Genomic DNA, 17,928 nt, shown 5'->3' on the forward strand with positions numbered 1-17,928 from the left:
CTTAAACCTTGCCAAGGACCGCTTGCATCAACACGTCAGTCTCGCAACCAACCATCATGCAAACCTTAGGGCGCATTCAGCAACCGCCAGCGGCGCCCCGCCCTCGTTGTGCCGGTATATAGACCCCACCCAACAAAACTGTCAACACGCCTTTTTCAATTTCTCAAAACTTTTTCCAACCACCACCCAACACTGTGGATAAGCGCAATTTCATGCCTGCCGACAACGCATTCTTAACCAAACGTCCAGCCGCTTCAGCGCATCGAACCAAAGCCGGTCAGGAACGAGGTGAGATTGTCGGAAAGCGCATCGCAGAGGTAGCCGCCCTCCTGAACGACGACGGAAGGCAGGCGTAACGCCGCAATGCGTTCGGCAATTCTTGCGAATCCCGCGGTGGATACCGAAAGCCCACCGAAGGGATCGCCCTCGAAGGCATCAAGGCCAAGCGCGACGACAAGCGCCTGCGGTGCAAAGGCCTCGATGCGACGGCATGCGGAGTCCAGGGCTTCCAGAAATATATCGTCGCCGGATTTGCGTGCCAGCGGCAGGTTGTAATTATAGCCGAGTCCTGCGCCCTCGCCGCGCTCGTCAGCATAGCCCCAGAAGAATGGATAGAAGCGCACCGGATCGGCATGGATCGATACGGTCAGGACGTCGGCTCGGGCGTAAAAAATCCCTTGCGTACCGTTGCCATGATGCAGATCCACGTCAAGAATAGCCACGCGATCAGCATGCTTGCGCAGCGTTTGCGCGGCGACGGCGGAATTGTTGATGAAGCAGAACCCGCCGGCAACGTCGACGAAGGCGTGATGACCGGGTGGCCGGCAGAGGGCATAGGCGGCTGGTTCACCCGACATGACCGTTGCGGCTGCCTCGACCGCGCTCCAGGCGCTCCAGCAGGCACTCTCGAAGGTTTCCGCGGATATCGGGCAGGACGTATCGGCCATGTGGTAGCCGGCCTGGCCGACAGCCGAGGCCGGATAGCTGCCGGAGCGATTGATCGGGTGAATATTCGGAATGACCTCCTGCGAGGCGCCCGGGATCAACTGCCAGCGCCGATAGATGTTTTGCAGGAACTCGAGATATTCCGGCGAATGCACCGCTGCTATCGGGGCGAGGCCATGATTGGACGGACGATGAATGCTGCAACCTGCGGCCCGCGCGCCGGCAAGCAGGCGATCGATACGTTCGGGCTTTTCCGGATTGGGCTGCGGCGCACCGCTCGAAAGGAAGCCCTTCGGGTCGTGACGGCGCTGCTCCTCCGCATAGAACGTTCTCATCGCCTCTCCTCGTCAATCTCATGTTCCGCCAATGCGACGAAGGCGTCGCCATAAATGGCGTGGATATGTTCGGCTTGCGACCACTCTATGCCAAGGCAGCCATAGAAATTCTGGGCGCCGAGATTGGCCGTATCCACGGAAAGCCGCAAGTAAGCGGCACCGTTTTCGCGGGCGCGGGCGGCAGCCGCCTTGAGCAGGCGCTCCCCGACCCTGCTGCCGCGAAAGGCCGGCTCGACGTAAATGTCCTGGACATAGATGCCAGGCCTGCCGCGCCAGGTCGAGAAACTTCGAAAGTACAGGCACATGCCGGCAAAGGCGCCGCCAATCTCGGCGATGAGCGTTTCGAAGGCAGGCTTGTCACCGAAACCGTAGCGCGCGAGATCGTCCGGCGAACTCGTCACCCGCGCTTCGGACCCCATACCCCGTGCCATCGCAACAATCGCATGATGCAAGAGCTGCACGTCGCTCGCATCGGCGAGGCGAATGGAAACGGGCGCCATCAGAAGGCCACCCGGTCGCCGCCCTTCAAGGCGAGCATGCTGCGCGCCTCGGCCGGCGTTGCCACATCGAGCGACAGGGCATCGAGAACCGTCCGGATGCGCCGCACCTGGTCCGCATTGGACCGGGCAAGTTCGCCCCGCCCGAGCATAAGGCTGTCCTCGAGCCCGACCCGCACATTGCCGCCCATCGCAGCGGCCATCGAAATCATCGGCATCTGGTGTCGACCCGCTGCCAGCACCGAGAAATCGTAGCTGTCGCCGAAGAGCTTGTCGGCAATACGCTTCATGTGGGTAAGATTTTCAGGATCAGCCCCGATGCCGCCGAGAACCCCGAAGACGAACTGGATGAACAGCGGCCCGGCGACAAGCCCGCGATCACGGAAATGGGCAAGCGTGTAGAGATGGCCGACATCGTAGCATTCGAACTCGAAGCGCGTGCCACAGCCCTCGCCGAGCCGCTTCAAAATATCCTCCATATCGGCGAACGTATTCTTGAAGATAGTGCTGCGCGTCGCTTCAAGAAGCTTTGGCTCCCACTCGTGCTGCCACGCGGTGTAGCGGTCAAGAGCAGGAAAAAGCCCGAAATTCATCGAGCCCATATTGAGCGAACACATTTCCGGTTCGGCCCGAAGCGCCGCGGCGAGGCGGTCGTCGAGCGTCATCACCGAACTGCCGCCGGTCGAGATATTGATGACCGCATCGCAGGCCTGCTTGATGCGCGGCAGGAATTGCATGAACACGGCTGGATCGGCAGAGGGCCGTCCGCTTTGCGGATCGCGCGCATGCAGATGCAGGATCGAAGCGCCCGCCTCCGCCGCATTGATGGCCTGCGTTGCGATCTCGTCCGGCGTTACGGGAAGATACGGGCTCATGGTCGGCGTATGAACTGAACCGGTGACCGCGCATGTGATGATGACTTTTTTCCTCGCCATATCGCCCTCAACCGTTGACGGGAAGATCGAGTTCGCTTGCGAGCTGGCACAGCGTGTCGTCAAGCATATTGGCGATTTCCGCGATCTCGTCGCGGGCAATGATCATCGGCGGACATACCAGGAAATGATCGCCCTCGACTCCGCCGCGCGTACGCCGCGAATAGATGATGAGGCCCTTGTCATATGCGATATCGACGACGCGCTGGAAGGCGTTCTTCTCCTTCGGCAATGGCTGCATCGTCGATTTGTCGGAAACGAATTCCGCTGCGAGAAGCAAGCCCTTGCCGCGCACATCGCCGATGAACGGATAGCGGGCGGCCAGCGCAAGGAGCTCGGCCTTGAGAAGTTCGCCCATGACCGCGGCATTGCCGACGAGATCATGCCGCTCGATTTCATCAAGAACCGCGCCGCCGGCAGCGCAGGCCAGCGGATTTCCGGCATAGGTATAGCCATGCTGGAAGCCGCCATTGTCAAGCACCGGCTGGACCATGCGCGAGGGTGCTACCATGGCGCCGAGCGGGCTATATCCGGAGCCGAAACCCTTCGACAGGGCGATGAGGTCCGGCCGGCAATTCCAGTGGTCGCCGCCGAGGAACTTGCCGGTGCGGCCGACGCCGCTCATGACTTCGTCATGGATCAAAAGCACGCCGTAGCGGTCGCAAATCTCGCGAACCCGGCGGTAATAGCTGTCCGGTGCGACGAGCGCGCCGGTTGATGCGCCGCCGATCGGCTCCATGATGAAGGCAAGGACTTCCTCCGGCCCTTCTGCGAGGATGGCTTCCTCGAGCTTGTCGGCGTAGCGCAGGCCGCGTTCCTCCATCGAGAAATTATCGCGGTCGAGATAGGCGGTGGGCGCCGGAATGCTGGGCATTTCCTTCATCATCGGCCGGAATGGATCGGTGAGCGCCGCATAGCCCGTAACCGCAAGCGCACCGAGCGTGCCGCCGTGATAGGAGGGGAAGCGCGATATGACCTTCCAGCGCCGGCTTTGGCCGATCGCCAGCGCATATTGCCGGGCGAACTTCAGGCAGGATTCGACTGCCTCCGAACCACCGGAGACGAAGAAAACCTTGTCCATGCCAGCCGGCATATAGGCCGAGATGCGGCGCGCGAGATCTTCGGCGGGCTCGTTCTCGAAATGCAGCCGATATGCGAACGTAACCTTGTCGAGCTGCTTCTTCATCGTCTCGATGACATGACGATTGCCGTGGCCGATGTTCACCACCATGGCACCGCTCGAACCGTCGATATAGCGATTGCCCGCCTGATCCCACAGGTAAATACCCTCGGCCCGGTCGACGAGCGGACGCCGCAAGCGGCTCTGGTAGAACAGATGCGACGCGGCGCGCGGTGCAGGCGTGATCTTCGGCATTGGCTGGCTGGACATCTTTATTCCGTTGTTATCGTTGAAGGTAGCGGTCGAGGACGTTGGCAGTAACACGTTCGACCATTGGATCGCGGCGCAAGAGCCCTGAAACCCACTCGCAGGTTCCGGCGTGGAAGACCTCGCCCTTGCCGCGAGGAAAGTTTACGATCATGCCAGCGCCGCGCTTGTAGCGCTCTACGGCACTCAAGCCATGATTGCCGGCAAGAACATCGGCAACGAAGAGCGCATCCTCGTCGCCGAGGAACTGGGTGTCCGCAGGGATATCTGCGCTTTCCTCCTTGAGCGAGGAGAGACCAAGGCCAAGGATCTGCAACCCTTCCGGCGGATTGCCTTCGCCAGTCGGCTCCGGCAGTCCGTGACGGATCACGTAGTCGAGGCCATCAACCTCGTAGCCGAAAATGTGGCTATCTGCACCGAGGACGTCGCCATAATAGATGCCCGTCCCCGCGAAAGCCCAATGCTCCGGCCGGTAAATTGGAAAGCCGCGCGCGCCCCGCGGTGCGCAGCCGCCCCAGCCGGCATAAAGTCCATACGTGGCATTGAGGCCGAAGGTCTCGGCGCCTGGGCGGCCGATTTCCTTCGCCTCCCATGAATTGGTGACGCGGCGAATATCGCCCGAGTGATACAAGGGGTCTTCGGCGCGGGCACGATATTTATAGCAGACCTGACGCTTGCCGGCGTTCTCGATGCGCGTCTGCCACATGAAATTGCCGGCAAAGCGGGCAACGCGGCCGCCGCGATCGACATAGTCGTCAACCGCATCGCGCATCTCCCAGGTCCAGTACTCGTCATGGCCGACGAAGACGACGCAGTCATAGAAACCCATCAGATCGGGGGAAAAATGCAGTTCGTGCTGGGTGACGAGATCGATGCCATAGCCTGCATTCTCCGCCCAGCGAAAAAAGTGGCTGTCATAGCTGGCCCAGCCCGCCGAGGCATATTTCTTGGAATAGCCGTTGGCATAGGCCCACTCCATGTGCGGATAGCGGGGCACCGTCGCAGGCGGAAGGGTGATTTCGAGCGGCACGCGCGGGGCTGTCGCGGGCAGGCGCACGAAGCCTCGCCCGAACGGTCTTTCCATGCTCACGATCGGCGCAAACTGATTGCGCTCCGGGCCGGTTATGCCCTGATAGTGGTTGGAGCCTCCCCAACTGTTATAGGCGGCCCATGTTCCACTGGCCGCGACCTGGAGAATGCGGCCGGCCTTTCGCCCTGGCACCGGCTGCACGATAAACAGATGGTCGCAGGCGATGGGCGCGCTCTTGCGGCCCTCCGCAGTCAATCGCACCCGGTAGGCACCAGACGGCCACTCCGTTCCTATATTAAAATCGAATGCCGCCTCCCAGCCGCACCCTTCGACCGAGCATTGATCCGGGGTTTCCTGCCAGTAGGCGCTGATATTTTCGGCTTCGAAGATAACCTCGACAGAGGCACCATCGCGGAAGATTTCTATAGCGAAGGTCGGCGCCGTCGAGCTGACGAAAAGCGTCACCCGTGCGCCCGGCTCATAGGACCATGCGTCGGTGTAGCACCAGATTTCGCCGCGATCACCATCCATTCCCGGATATTCGTAATAGTGGCCGAGCACGGCTTCACGCCGTTCAGATTCGGTCAGTCCAAAGTCGGGAAAATCAGATTTTGCGTGCACGATGGCCACCTCCCTGGCCAGGATCGTTCACATTCATGCATCCCCGTGACGAATAGTCAAAATGCGGCGGGGCAATGCCGGAGCTATCAACGACCGGCCGCACCCTTGCACGGCCGGTCGACGATTGTTTTCAGAAAAGCGACTATGCCTTGTTCTTGTTGTAAACGTCGAAGACGACGGCGGCGAGGAGAACCAGTCCCTTGATCACCTGCTGCCAATCGATATTGACGCCCATGATCGACATGCCGTTGTTCATGACGCCCATAATGAAGGCGCCGATCACAGCACCCATGACCTGGCCAACGCCACCCATCGCCGAAGCGCCGCCGATGAACACGGCCGCGATAACGTCGAGTTCGAAGCCGAGGCCCGCCTTCGGTGTTGCGGTGTTCAACCGCGCCGCAAAAATCAATCCCGCGAGAGCCGCAAGCACACCCATGTTGACGAAGGTGAAGAACGTCAGCCGCTCGGTCTTGATGCCTGAAAGCTTCGCCGCCTTTTCGTTGCCGCCCATGGCATAGATGCGCCGCCCGATGGTCGTGCGTTTGGTCACGAACACGAAGAGCGCGATCAACAGCGACATGACGATGAGGACGTTGGGAAGCCCCTTATAGGACGAGAGCAGATAGGTCAGGTAAAGGATGATGCCGGCAATGATCAGGTTTTTGGCGACGAAGAGCGCAAAGGGCTCACCCTGGTAGCCATGCTTCTCGCGCTTGGCGCGGCCGCGAATGCTGAAATAGATCATGAGCGCAACAAGGACGATGCCGATGAGCATCGAGGTTATGTTGAAGGTCGTTCCGCCAAAAACGTCGGGAATGAAACCCGAGCTCAAAAGCTGGAATTGCTGCGGGAATGGTCCCACCGACTGGCCGCCGAGCAGCCAGAGTGCAAGGCCCTTGAAGACAAGCATGCCGGCGAGCGTCACGATGAATGACGGGATCTTGTGATAGGCGACCCAATAGCCCTGCGCCGCGCCGATGGCGCCGCCCATGATCAGGCAAAGGATGGTCGCTGGAATGTAGTGGATGTGCCACTGCACCATCATCACGGCGGCAAGCCCGCCGACAAATCCCGAGACCGAGCCGACCGAAAGGTCGATGTGCCCTGCCACAATGACGAGCAGCATGCCCAGCGCCATGATGATGATATAGCTGTTCTGCAGCACCAGATTCGTCAGGTTGACCGGGCGGAAAAGCGTTCCGTTCGTGGTGAACTGGAAGAAGATCATGATGAGGATCAGGGCGAGTACCAGACCGTATTCGCGGAAATTGCCTTTCACGGCCGATCCGTCGGTCTTGAAATCCTTCTTTCCCTGCGTTGCTGCTGTTTCGATAGTCATGATGCTTTCCCTTCAGCACGGATAATGGCGCGCATGATCTTTTCCTGGCTGGCTTCGCTTGCCGGCATTTCGCCGACGAGCCTGCCCTGGTTCATCACATAGATCCGGTCGCAGACGCCAAGCAGCTCCGGCATTTCCGACGAGATCATCAGGACGCTTTTGCCTTCGCTTACCAATTGGTTGATGATTGAATATATCTCATATTTTGCGCCGACATCGATACCGCGCGTGGGCTCGTCCAGGATCAAAAGTTCGGGATTGGCGAAGAGCCATTTCGACAGAACCACCTTCTGCTGATTGCCGCCGGAAAGGTTGCCCGTCTTCTGATAAATGCTCGACGAGCGGATGTTCGTTTTGCGGCGATATTCATTCGCCACTTTCAGCTCGGCCATGTCGTCAATGACACCATTCTTCGATACGCCGTCGAGATGGGCGATCGTCGTGTTGTGCTTGATATGGTCGATCAGGTTGAGCCCGTAGGTCTTTCGATCTTCCGTGACATAGGCAATGCCGTTGTCGACCGCCTTGCCGATCGTCGAGACATCGACCTTCTTGCCCTTGATGAAAACCTCGCCGCTGATCTTCTGGCCATAGGCCTTGCCGAAGACACTCATGGCGAACTCCGTGCGGCCTGCGCCCATCAATCCGGCAATGCCGACGACCTCGCCTTTGCGCACATTGAGATTGATGCCGTTGACGACGGTTCGGTCGCCATGGATGTGGTGGTGAACGACCCAGTCCTTCACCTCGAACACCACCTCGCCGATGTTGGGGTCCCGCGTCGGAAAGCGATCCGCCAATTGGCGCCCGACCATCAGGGTTACGATTCGGTCCTCGGAAATGTCCTTCTTGTCGAGTGTCTCGATCGTCGCGCCGTCGCGCAGGACGGTGATGCGATCGGCAACCTTTCCGACTTCATTGAGTTTGTGCGAAATCAGGATGGAGGAGATGCCGTGCGCCTTGAATTCCAATAGGAGCGAAAGCAGCGCGTCGCTGTCCTTTTCGTTGAGGCTCGCGGTCGGCTCATCAAGAATGAGCAACTCGACCTCCTTGGAAAGTGCCTTCGCGATTTCTACAAGCTGCTGCTTGCCGACACCGAGATTGGTAATCAGCGTCAGCGGATCTTCCTTGAGCCCGACCTTGGCAAGGAGTTCGCGGGTGCGCGATTCTGCGACATGCCAGTCGATGATGCCGAATTTTGCCGGTTCGTTGCCGAGGAAAATGTTCTCTGCAATTGACAGCAAGGGAACCAGAGCCAGTTCCTGGTGGATGATGATGATGCCCTTCCTTTCGCTGTCGGCGATATCGCGAAAGTGCTGTTCCTCACCCTTGTAGTGGATTTCGCCCTCGTAGCTGCCATGCGGATAGACGCCGCTCAGCACTTTCATCAGGGTCGATTTGCCGGCCCCGTTCTCGCCGACGAGCGCGTGAATCTCACCCTTGCGCACATTGAGATTGACATTGTTGAGCGCTTTCACACCAGGAAACGTCTTGGTGATGTTGCGCATTTCGAGGATAGTATCCATCAAGGTCCTCATCGATGCCCTTGCGACCGCTGGTCCGGCATCGCTCCCTTTGCATTTTTATTGGGCTTTGCGGTGCATTACCACCGGATTCCACCAAAGCCACTTGTCAAGAAAACAAACCCCGCGCGGTAAGGCGCAGGGTTCGCTTCAGTTCGGTTGATTACTTCACCTGGTCTTCCTTGTAGTAGCCGGATCCAACGAGAATTTCCTTCCAGTTGGACTTGTCGACTTCGACTGGCTTCAGCAGGTAGGCCGGAACGACCTTGACGCCGTTATTGTACGTCTTGGTGTCGTTGATTTCCGGCTGGTCGCCCTTCAGAACGGCGTCAATCAGGTTGGACGTTACCTTGGCAAGGTCACGCGTGTCCTTGAAGATGGTCGAATACTGCTCGCCGGCAATGATCGACTTGACCGAGGGTACTTCCGCATCCTGACCGGAAACGAACGGGAACGGCTGATCCTTGGTGCCGTAGCCGACGCCGCGCAGCGACGAGAGAATACCAATCGACAGACCGTCATAGGGCGACAGAACGGCATTAACCTTCTTGTCGGTGTAGTAGGCCGAGAGAAGGTTGTCCATGCGCGCCTGGGCGACAGCGCCGTCCCAACGAAGCGTACCGACCTTGTCCATGCCCATCTGGCCAGACTGTACGACGAGCTTGCCGCTGTCGATCAGCGGCTGCAGGACGGACATTGCGCCATTGTAGAAGAAGAAGGCATTGTTATCGTCTGGCGAACCGCCAAAGAGTTCGATGTTGAACGGGCCGGCTGCGTCCGGCAGTCCAAGTGCCTTCACCAGAGACGAGGCCTGGAGCACGCCAACCTGGAAGTTGTCGAACGTGGTATAGTAGTCGACGTTCGGGCTGTCACGGATCAAACGGTCGTAGGCGATGACCTTGATGCCGGCATCATGTGCCTGCTGAAGGACATTCGACAGGGTCGTACCGTCGATCGCTGCGATGACCAGAACCTTGACACCCTTGGTGACCATGTTCTCGATCTGGGCGAGCTGGTTTGGAATATCGTCTTCCGCATACTGCAGATCGGTATTGTAGCCGCGCTCTTTCAGCGTCTTGACCATGTTGTCGCCATCGGCGATCCAGCGGGCCGAGGATTTCGTCGGCATCGCAATGCCGACAGTGCCCTTGTCCTCAGCAAAGCTTTGCGCGCCCATCACGCTCAATGCGAGCAGGCTTGCAGCAAATAGTTTCAGGATTTTCACGTCTGTTCCTCCCAGTTTTCCATCAAATTCGATGCGGCAATCCGAGCCTCAGCCGTTGGATTTTCTGCACCGAACCAGTTCCTCCCAGAGCGGGGTCGCACAACACTTATCGCAAAAGTATTACTTTTGAAATAGGCCTTTACACGTGTCGAAAAAATGTCGCGACCCCCTGCGGCGACGCTGGGCGGCATAAGCCAGCCAAGCCGTTTACATCAATATAATACTATTATATTATTTTTGGAAGAAGGTTCGGCCGCTTATGTGTGGGACCTATAATTCATATACCCAAATATGCGGGAGGAAAGCCTTGAATCTGGTTCAATTGATCAATGCCAATGGAAAGCGGCAGGTTGCCGCACGTGTTGGCGATGAGTTCCGGCACGTAAAGCGCACAAAGTCTGTGCTCGAACTCGCTCATGCTGCCATCGAGGCCAAGACAAGCATCGCAGAAATTGTCGAGAGTCGCGGCCTCGGCAAGAAGGTAGACGTCGAAGCAGCCTATCGGGAGGGCCGCCTGCTTGCCCCGATCGACACCCATGATTCGGCGCATATCCACCTCACAGGTACCGGCCTTACGCATCTGGGTTCCGCGTCGACCCGCGACGCAATGCATCGCAAGATCGGTGACGCCAAGGAAGAGACGCTGACCGATTCGATGAAGATGTTCCGTATGGGTCTCGACAACGGCAAGCCCAAGAAGGGACAAACCGGCGTGCAGCCGGAATGGTTCTACAAGGGCAACGGATCGATGCTCACGGCACCAGGCGAGCCACTCTTGTCGCCCGCCTTCGCTGACGATGCGGGCGAGGAACCGGAGATCGCTGGTATCTACGTCATCGGCCCTGACGGCTCGCCGTTTCGCATCGGATTTGCGCTCGCGAACGAATTCTCCGACCACGTCATGGAGCGCGTCAATTATCTCTATCTCGCTCATTCCAAACTTCGGCCCTGTTCTGTCGGTCCAGAGCTGATCGTCGGCGACCTGCCGGCTGATATCCGCGGAACGTCGCGCATACTGCGCAAGAACAAGACCGTTTGGGAGAAGCCGTTCCTGTCGGGTGAGGACAACATGTCCCACACGATCGACAATCTCGAGCACCATCATTTCAAATACGGCGTCTTCCGCCAGCCCGGCGATGTTCATGTGCATATGTTCGGGACGGCCACGCTCTCTTTTGCCGATGGTGTGAAGGCAGAAAATGGCGACGTCTTCGAAATCGAAGCGCCGGCGTTCGGCTTGCCGCTTCGCAACCCGCTCAAGATTGAAAAGCCGTCCAAGGTAAAAGTCAAAGCTCTCTAAGCCCTGCGCGATGTGCGGATCGCCGGTTTTAGCCGGCGGTCCCCTGCCCCGCGGCCACCACGCGCTCGGCGCCTTCACGTATCACCACACGCATAGCCTCTTTCGCCGCCTCCGCATCGCCGGCCTTGATGGCGTCGGCGATTGCCGCGTGCCTTGCGACGGAACGCACGTGGCTTTCGGAGTTCGGGATCGGCGAACTGATGGTAAAGGTAGTAACCAAGGCGACTTCAATCAGCGCACTGATGGATCGCATGAAGGGGTTTCCCGAGGCCTCGGCAATGGCGATGTGAAACTGCAGATCGCTGTAGACGAAATCGGCCGCGGATTCGCTCGCGCTGCCCATCTTGCCAACCCAGTGGTAGAGCGTTTCAAGCTGATCTTCGGTGCGGTGCAAGGCAGCAAGGCCCGCCGCTTCCGGCTCCAGAGCCAGCCGCATCTCGACAATGCTCGAAAGGAAATGGGCACTTGCCCCTGCCTCGAAATGCCAGACGAGGATGTCAGGATCGAACAGGTTCCATTGCGAACGCTCGCGCACCCGCGTGCCGATCTTGGCTTTCGGCTGGATGAGGCCTTTGGCAGCAAGCGTTTTAAGCGCCTCGCGAAGAACAGTACGCGAGACACCGAACCGATCCAGGAGTTCGGCATCGCCGGGTAGGATCGTGTTTTCCGGGTAAGCGCCGCTGATGATCTTCAGGCCGAGATCACGCATGACGTGGCCATGATGGGTACGTGATTGGCCCGCCGTGCGGAAGTCATAGTTGAGGAGATCGTTGTCTGCCAACTTTTTGCCTGCTATGTGCTTCGTGGGCAAAATCAGCCAACATTTGCCGCTGCTTAGCGCGTAAGCGGCAATGCCTCCCAGCTGTCCTCCCAACCTCTTGCCTCTATTTATAATATAATAATATCAATAACAATCTACAAAGCTTTATGCACACCCGAATCAGTCATTTTGATCGGTCGTTCGACGTCCCTATTATCGCAAACCGTGGGACTTGCACGTCGCCACTTGCATTATTTGATCGCTTTTCAGAACAACTTGCGCATGGTTGCACGGCACGGTTGATGCCGCGCACTTGGCCGCGGCTGGAAGCTGTGTTCTTATAAATCGAAGGAGACAGCAGACATGACGACACGCGGCTTTACGGGCCGGGGGCAATCCCCTGAAATCAAGGATCGCGTCCCGCCGGGGCAATCGCTGACAGAAGATTTTCCGGTTCTTTCTGCCGGTCCAACGCCACGCGTTCGAACAGAAGATTGGAAATTCACGCTCAAAGTTGGACCGAAGCCGGTCATTTCCTGGAACTGGGACGAGTTCAACGCGCTGCCGCAAACGAAGCTTACCCGCGACATCCATTGCGTGACCGCCTGGTCGAAGCTCGATACGCACTGGCAGGGCGTGCTCATCGACGATATTCTCGCCGAAGCCAATCTCCAACCGCCCACCGACTTTCTTCTTGCGCATGGCTACGACGGCTATACGACGAACGTGCCGGTCAAGGATCTTACCGGTGGCAGGGCGATGATCGCAACGTCCTACGACGGCAAGCCGCTGACCGCGGATCATGGCGGACCAGCGCGGCTGCTCGTGCCGCACCTTTATTTCTGGAAGTCGGCAAAATGGATCAACGGCCTGCAGTTTACGGCGCGCGACGAACCTGGCTTCTGGGAATTGCGGGGCTATCACATCTATGGTGATCCATGGCGCGAACAGCGTTACACCGGCGATTAGGGCCTAGGAACGTGCAGGACCAATTGGCGAACGCGCGAGTCGAATGGCAAACGGCGACCATAACCGGGATCGTGCGCCAGACAGCCCGCGTGAGCAGCTTTTTCTTCGCTCCCTCCCTACCCTTCGCCTACAAGGCCGGTCAACATGTCGATGTCCGGCTGAGCGCGCCGGACGGTTATCAAACGCAGCGAAGCTATTCCATCGCCTCTACTCCCGATAGCGGCGCAACGATCGAGCTTGCCATCGAGCGGCTCGATGACGGCGAGGTATCGACCTTTTTTCATGACGTGGCGCAGATCGGCGACGAGATCGAATTGCGCGGGCCGATCGGCGGACACTTCATCTGGACCGTCGCTGACGGCGGGCCGATATTGCTGGTCGGTGGCGGCTCAGGCGTCGTGCCGCTCGTCTCCATGCTGCGCCATCGAAAGGCCCGGACTTCGACTATCCCGGCGCTTCTTCTCTATTCGGCGCGAAGCTGGGATGAACTGATTTTCCGCGATGAACTGCTTGCCCTTGCCGAGTCAGAAAACTATTTCGATTTGGCGCTTGCGCTCACACGCGAGCCGGTGGCGCGTGCAAACCACTATACGCGTCGCATCGATGCATCCATCGTCAAGGAAAGCTTGGCCCGCCTTCCGGCCTCGCCCAAGCAAACGTTTGTCTGCGGCTCCAATGCATTCGTCACCACCGCTGCCGACGCACTGGTCGCGGCAGGCACACCCGCCGGCTCCATCCGTGTGGAGCGTTATGGCGTCTAGCGCAACAACCTGTGCCTAGTCTTTTGAGCACCTTCGATTGCTACAGCGAGAACAGGCCTTTGGCGTTGTTTCGCTTTCAACCGGGACGACCCTAATGGGCAATGGGCCTGCCGATGCGCATTCCGTTGCTCGCGTCAAACAAATGTGCATGTGCCGGGTCAATCGAGACCGTAATCACATCGCCGGGCCGGATCGAGAGTCGTTCGCGGAAGAGGCAGTTGATCTCCTGATCGCCTATGCTGCCCACCACCATGATTTCCGATCCGGTCGGCTCCACGACGTCGACCTTTACCGCGACGCCCTCGGATGCGACCTTTATGTGTTCCGGGCGAATGCCGTAGATGGCCTCATTGGAAGACGCTCTCTCCGTGCCCTTCGGCAGCGGCAGTCGCACACCATCACTCGTTACGAAAGCGTCGCCTTCGACCTTGCCCCTGATAAAATTCATCGCCGGGGAACCGATAAAGCCGGCAACGAACAGGTTCGCCGGATAGTCGTAGAGGTCGAGCGGCGTGCCGATCTGTTCGACCAACCCGTCCTTCATGACCACGATCTTGTCGGCCATGGTCATGGCTTCGATCTGGTCGTGCGTCACATAAACAATGGTCGTGCCGAGGCGCTGGTGCAGGCTCTTTATCTCGCTGCGCATCTGCACACGAAGCTTGGCATCGAGATTTGACAGCGGTTCGTCGAACAGAAACACTTGCGGATCGCGCACGATGGCCCGGCCCATGGCCACACGCTGGCGCTGGCCGCCCGAAAGCTGGCGCGGGAACCGGTCGAGCAGTTTCTCGAGCCCGAGAATTTCAGCGGCGCGCCCGACGCGGCCCGCCTTTTCCTGCTTGGGCGCATTCTTGAGCATGAGCGCAAAGCCCATATTGTCGGCCACCGTCATGTGTGGATAGAGCGCGTAGTTCTGGAACACCATGGCAATGTCGCGTTCCTTGGCAGGCAGGTCGTTGACCACGCGATCGCCGATGGCGATTTCGCCGCCGGTGATCTCCTCCAGGCCGGCAATCATGCGCAGCAGCGTCGACTTCCCGCAGCCGGACGGCCCGACGAGAATGACAAATTCGCCGTCATCGATATCGACGGAAACGCCATGCATGACATTAACATTGCCGTAGGTCTTGGTGACGTCTTTGATGGATACCGAGGCCATGCGACCCTCCTTGGATAATCAGCCGCCCTTGACCGCGCCGGCGGTAAGCCCGGCGATGATCTGACGTTGCGCAAAAACGGTGAGCAGCAGAACCGGCAAGGTCACGATAAAGGCGGCGGCCGCAAGCGGTCCCCAACTTACCTGCTCAAATGAAAGCATATTGTAGACAGCGACGGGCAAAGTCCGCGTTTCGCGGCTGGCAAGCACAATGCCGAAGACGAAGTTGTTCCAGGAGAAAATAACCGCGAGGATGAGCGACACGACGATGCCGGGCTTGGCGATCGGCAGGGCCACCATGCGAAATACCTGCCAGGACGTCGCGCCGTCGATCATTGCCGCCTCTTCGAGCTCCATCGGTGTCGTCTCGAAATAGCCGATCATGATCCAGATCACGATCGGAACCGTCACCACGAGGTGAATGATGATCTGGGGCCACAGCGTTCCGAGCAGCCCGAGTGTCTGGAACAGGAGAAACAGTGGAATGAGATAGGAAAGTCCCGGCGTCATGCGCGCGATCATGACGACGATGGCTGCCTTGTTTGCGCGCAGTCGGGCGATGCCATAGCCGGCCGGCACGCCGACAAGCAGCGCAAGCAACGTCGCCGTACCTGTCACGAGCAGACTGTTCCAGAAATAGTGCAGGAAATCGTTTGTCGCAAATATCTCCGTGTAGTTCGACCAGGCAAAATTCTCCGGAATGAAGATCGGAGGATAGGCGCCGTTGTCGATTTCATATTTCAGCGAAAGCGACAGCATCCACAGGAAGAAGAAGATCGCGGGCGAAACGATGACGAACACGACAAGGGCGGTTCCGAGGGACTTCAGCAGGCGGCGGCGGGCCATCGACGGTCTCCTCAGCTATTCCACTTTGTCCGCTGGCGCAGATAAAGCAGAGCCAGCGACATTGTGATGATGACGATGAAAAACACGACGGCGAGGGCCGAACCGTAGCCAATGTCGTAATAGGCAAAGGCCACATTGTAGAGATAGATATTGATCGTTTCCGACGCGGTTCCCGGACCGCCCTGCGTCATGGCAAAGATGATGTCGAAGCTTTTGAGCGCATCGATCGAGCGGATAATCACGGCAACCATCATGAACGGCAGGATCATCGGCAGCGTGATATAGCGAAACTTCTGCCAGCCATTGGCGCCGTCGATTTCAGCGCTCTCGAAGGGGTCACGCGGCATGGCTGCGAGACCGCCGAGAACGATCAGCATGACGAGCGGCGTCCACTGCCAGGTTTCGACCAGAACCAGCGACGGTATCACGGTGTTCTGGTTGAAGATCCATTCCTGCGGTCCGATGCCGACAAGTGACAGAAGATAATTGAGGACGCCGAGCTGCGGGTGGAACATCATGGTCCACACCAGCGCGATTGCAACGGGCGTTGCCATCATCGGCATGACGAAGATCCCACGCAAAAGGCCGCGCATCGGCAGTTTGCTGTCAAACACCAAGGCGGCAATCGTGCCGAGAACCAGAGGGGCCACGACCGACAAGACGGTGTAGACCACCGTGTGAACCATGGACTCCCAGAAGCGCTGGTCACCGGCAATGCGGGCGAAGTTGGCAAAGCCAACAAAGCGCTGGTCACCGCCGAGATGCCACTCATTGGCGCTCATCCACAGGGTGAACGCCCAGGGGAAAATGATGACCGCCCCAACAATGACCAATGCCGGCACGACAAAGGGCCAATAGCTCGGCTTGAGCCGGCTCTTGCCTTTCTTCGCTTTGGCATCTTGGGCAAGACGGGTCATTGTCGGGGCAGCTGTTGTCATGACGACTTCGCCTAGCTTTCGCTGCGCGCGAGGACGGGACGGAACTCCTCCGTGGCGCGCTTCAATTCAGTTGCGGGATCGGCGCCGCCGAGCAGATTGGTCAGTCCGACACCCATCACATCGCGGAATTCGGTGACGGGGATGATGACGGGCAGACAGAGCTTGCTGACCTTGGCTGATTCCGAAAGCGCCGTGACCCAATCCTGCGGCATGGTCACGTTCTTGCGCACTTCTGGGTCGTTGAGGATGGAGTTGCGGAATGGGACGCCGGAACCCGTCTGCAGCAAGCGTGCACCCATCTCCTTCGAGATTGCCCATTGGCAATAGAGGTAGGCGGCTTCCTTGTTTGACGAGCCTTCCGTCACGCCAATGCCGTCGCCGAATGTCGGCGCAGCCTGGGCGTTCGGTCCCTTCGGCATGACGCCGTAGCCGACCTTGCCGACGACGCGCGATTTCTGCGGGTTTTCGAGCGGCGGTGCAAAACCGATACCATCGAGCCACATGGCGACCTTGCCCTGGAGGAAGCTTGACTGGCACTCGGCCCAATTGAAACCGGTGACGCCGGGAGGTGCCGATTTGGTCATCAACCGCTGGTACAAGGTGGCCGCCTCGATCGCTTCGGGCGTATCGGTCTGCAGGGTTCCGTTCTCCACGGTGCTCTTGCCATAGCCGAGCATCAGGCTCGCCCAGACGGGGGTATTGGCGTTCTTCATGCCGCGCGCAACGAAACCATAGGTTCCGCTTGCGGCATCGGTGAGCTTTTCGGCAGCTGCAACCAGTTCGTCGAACGTCTTCGGATACTCGACGCCCTTCGCGGCAAAGAGATCCTTATTCCAATAGAGAATCCAGTAGTCGACGGAAAAGGGGAGCCCGCCGAAACGGCCATTCTGATCCTTTGCGAAGGCGAGGCCAGCTTCGGCGAAATCGCTCTCGGTAAGGCTCGGTTCGGTAAGGCTCGGATCCTTGAGGAACGGAGTAAGGTCAGCCAGCCATCCACCCTTTTCAAACTGGCGCTTCTGCACGTGATAGCTGATGTGGATGACGTCGAAGCTCGGCTTGCCGGAGGTCAGCTCGATCACCGCCTTCTGGCGCTGCTGCTGTTCCGGCGTCTGTTCGGAATTGACCTTGATACCGGTCAATTCCTCGAATTCCTTCTGGTATTTCTGCAGGATGTCGCCGCGCGGGCTCTTGATCAGGTTCACCTCGAGCGTCGTGCCGGCAAATTTCTTCCAGTCGACATTGGCGAATGCGGGCTTCAGGCCGGTCATGCTTGCAGCGCCGAGCGCTGCCGAACCTGCCAGGAACTGCCGGCGTGTCGGGTTCAGGAATTTCATGCTCATTGTCTCCTCCTCGTGTCG

Annotated in this window: 16 protein-coding genes; 3 read left to right on the forward strand and 13 right to left on the reverse strand. The window is 58.7% G+C overall.

The window, feature by feature from the left end; genetic code table 11:
• Positions 1 to 254: 254 nt before the first annotated feature.
• From GF108_RS21075 to chvE, 8 genes are all read right to left on the reverse strand, one after another.
• The gene (locus GF108_RS21075) at positions 255 to 1,280 is read right to left on the reverse strand and encodes a histone deacetylase family protein (RefSeq protein ID WP_153670319.1); all 1,026 of its coding nucleotides are present in this window, start codon (positions 1,278 to 1,280) and stop codon (positions 255 to 257) included.
• Positions 1,277 to 1,780 carry a GNAT family N-acetyltransferase gene (locus GF108_RS21080; protein WP_153670320.1) on the reverse strand — a complete coding sequence of 168 codons (504 nt, stop codon included), beginning with the start codon at positions 1,778 to 1,780 and terminating at the stop codon, positions 1,277 to 1,279. Before GF108_RS21080 ends, GF108_RS21075 begins: the two co-directional genes overlap by 4 nt.
• Entirely contained in the window at positions 1,780 to 2,712 is a 933-nt protein-coding gene (locus GF108_RS21085; protein ID WP_153670321.1) for a 3-keto-5-aminohexanoate cleavage protein, read from the reverse strand. Before GF108_RS21085 ends, GF108_RS21080 begins: the two co-directional genes overlap by 1 nt.
• Before the next feature lie 7 nt (positions 2,713 to 2,719).
• On the reverse strand, positions 2,720 to 4,099 hold the full coding sequence (locus tag GF108_RS21090; protein ID WP_246664072.1) for an aspartate aminotransferase family protein: 1,380 nt from the start codon (positions 4,097 to 4,099) through the stop codon (positions 2,720 to 2,722).
• Positions 4,100 to 4,112: 13 nt separating this feature from the next.
• On the reverse strand, positions 4,113 to 5,750 hold the full coding sequence (locus tag GF108_RS21095) for a N,N-dimethylformamidase beta subunit family domain-containing protein (protein ID WP_370462279.1): 1,638 nt from the start codon (positions 5,748 to 5,750) through the stop codon (positions 4,113 to 4,115).
• A 139-nt stretch (positions 5,751 to 5,889) separates the two neighbouring features.
• A complete protein-coding gene (gene mmsB, locus GF108_RS21100; RefSeq protein WP_027232827.1) occupies positions 5,890 to 7,089 on the reverse strand; it encodes a multiple monosaccharide ABC transporter permease in 1,200 nt (399 codons plus the stop codon).
• On the reverse strand, positions 7,086 to 8,618 hold the full coding sequence (mmsA, locus tag GF108_RS21105) for a multiple monosaccharide ABC transporter ATP-binding protein (RefSeq protein ID WP_027232828.1): 1,533 nt from the start codon (positions 8,616 to 8,618) through the stop codon (positions 7,086 to 7,088). The genes mmsB and mmsA overlap by 4 nt, the downstream gene beginning before the upstream one ends.
• Positions 8,619 to 8,775: 157 nt before the next feature.
• A complete protein-coding gene (gene chvE / locus GF108_RS21110; RefSeq protein ID WP_153670454.1) occupies positions 8,776 to 9,789 on the reverse strand; it encodes a multiple monosaccharide ABC transporter substrate-binding protein in 1,014 nt (337 codons plus the stop codon).
• Positions 9,790 to 10,144: 355 nt separating this feature from the next.
• Here chvE and araD1 point away from each other — a divergent pair, with 355 nt between their 5' ends.
• Positions 10,145 to 11,137 carry an AraD1 family protein gene (gene araD1 / locus GF108_RS21115; protein ID WP_153670323.1) on the forward strand — a complete coding sequence of 331 codons (993 nt, stop codon included), beginning with the start codon at positions 10,145 to 10,147 and terminating at the stop codon, positions 11,135 to 11,137.
• A 28-nt stretch (positions 11,138 to 11,165) separates the two neighbouring features.
• Here araD1 and GF108_RS21120 read toward each other — a convergent pair whose 3' ends face one another.
• Complete coding sequence (locus GF108_RS21120; protein ID WP_370462263.1) at positions 11,166 to 11,918, reverse strand: FadR/GntR family transcriptional regulator; 753 nt, start codon at positions 11,916 to 11,918, stop codon at positions 11,166 to 11,168.
• A 342-nt stretch (positions 11,919 to 12,260) separates the two neighbouring features.
• On the opposite strand from GF108_RS21120, the gene GF108_RS21125 reads away from it, so the two are divergent.
• Both GF108_RS21125 and GF108_RS21130 read left to right on the forward strand, forming a co-directional pair.
• Complete coding sequence (locus GF108_RS21125; RefSeq protein ID WP_153670324.1) at positions 12,261 to 12,866, forward strand: sulfite oxidase-like oxidoreductase; 606 nt, start codon at positions 12,261 to 12,263, stop codon at positions 12,864 to 12,866.
• A 23-nt stretch (positions 12,867 to 12,889) separates the two neighbouring features.
• Positions 12,890 to 13,627: a ferredoxin reductase gene (locus tag GF108_RS21130; RefSeq protein ID WP_246664073.1), complete on the forward strand. Its 738-nt coding sequence runs from the start codon at positions 12,890 to 12,892 to the stop codon at positions 13,625 to 13,627.
• 91 nt (positions 13,628 to 13,718) lie between these two features.
• Here the strand turns inward: GF108_RS21130 and GF108_RS21135 are convergent, their stop codons facing one another.
• From GF108_RS21135 to GF108_RS21150, 4 genes are read right to left on the reverse strand one after another with little or no spacing between them, the layout of a single operon-like run.
• The gene (locus tag GF108_RS21135) at positions 13,719 to 14,789 is read right to left on the reverse strand and encodes an ABC transporter ATP-binding protein (protein WP_153670326.1); all 1,071 of its coding nucleotides are present in this window, start codon (positions 14,787 to 14,789) and stop codon (positions 13,719 to 13,721) included.
• Positions 14,790 to 14,807: 18 nt separating this feature from the next.
• Positions 14,808 to 15,632, reverse strand: a complete 825-nt coding sequence (locus GF108_RS21140) for a carbohydrate ABC transporter permease (RefSeq protein ID WP_027232834.1) — start codon at positions 15,630 to 15,632, stop codon at positions 14,808 to 14,810.
• A gap of 11 nt (positions 15,633 to 15,643) precedes the next feature.
• A complete protein-coding gene (locus tag GF108_RS21145; RefSeq protein WP_027232835.1) occupies positions 15,644 to 16,549 on the reverse strand; it encodes a carbohydrate ABC transporter permease in 906 nt (301 codons plus the stop codon).
• A gap of 32 nt (positions 16,550 to 16,581) precedes the next feature.
• On the reverse strand, positions 16,582 to 17,910 hold the full coding sequence (locus tag GF108_RS21150; protein WP_162737161.1) for an ABC transporter substrate-binding protein: 1,329 nt from the start codon (positions 17,908 to 17,910) through the stop codon (positions 16,582 to 16,584).
• Positions 17,911 to 17,928: the final 18 nt, after the last annotated feature.

This window comes from Phyllobacterium sp. SYP-B3895, from assembly GCF_009647635.1.
GTDB classification, from domain to species: domain Bacteria; phylum Pseudomonadota; class Alphaproteobacteria; order Rhizobiales; family Rhizobiaceae; genus Phyllobacterium; species Phyllobacterium pellucidum.

Coding starts and splice junctions, on each gene's coding strand:
- GF108_RS21075 (WP_153670319.1), bottom strand. CDS start 1,280: ATGAGAACGTTCTATGCGGAGGAGCAGCGCCGTCACGACCCGAAGGGC.
- GF108_RS21080 (WP_153670320.1), bottom strand. CDS start 1,780: ATGGCGCCCGTTTCCATTCGCCTCGCCGATGCGAGCGACGTGCAGCTC.
- GF108_RS21085 (WP_153670321.1), bottom strand. CDS start 2,712: ATGGCGAGGAAAAAAGTCATCATCACATGCGCGGTCACCGGTTCAGTT.
- GF108_RS21090 (WP_246664072.1), bottom strand. CDS start 4,099: ATGTCCAGCCAGCCAATGCCGAAGATCACGCCTGCACCGCGCGCCGCG.
- mmsB (WP_027232827.1), bottom strand. CDS start 7,089: ATGACTATCGAAACAGCAGCAACGCAGGGAAAGAAGGATTTCAAGACC.
- chvE (WP_153670454.1), bottom strand. CDS start 9,789: ATGGGCGCGCAAAGCTTTGCTGAGGACAAGGGCACTGTCGGCATTGCG.
- GF108_RS21125 (WP_153670324.1), top strand. CDS start 12,261: ATGACGACACGCGGCTTTACGGGCCGGGGGCAATCCCCTGAAATCAAG.
- GF108_RS21135 (WP_153670326.1), bottom strand. CDS start 14,789: ATGGCCTCGGTATCCATCAAAGACGTCACCAAGACCTACGGCAATGTT.
- GF108_RS21140 (WP_027232834.1), bottom strand. CDS start 15,632: ATGGCCCGCCGCCGCCTGCTGAAGTCCCTCGGAACCGCCCTTGTCGTG.
- GF108_RS21145 (WP_027232835.1), bottom strand. CDS start 16,549: ATGACCCGTCTTGCCCAAGATGCCAAAGCGAAGAAAGGCAAGAGCCGG.
- GF108_RS21150 (WP_162737161.1), bottom strand. CDS start 17,910: ATGAGCATGAAATTCCTGAACCCGACACGCCGGCAGTTCCTGGCAGGT.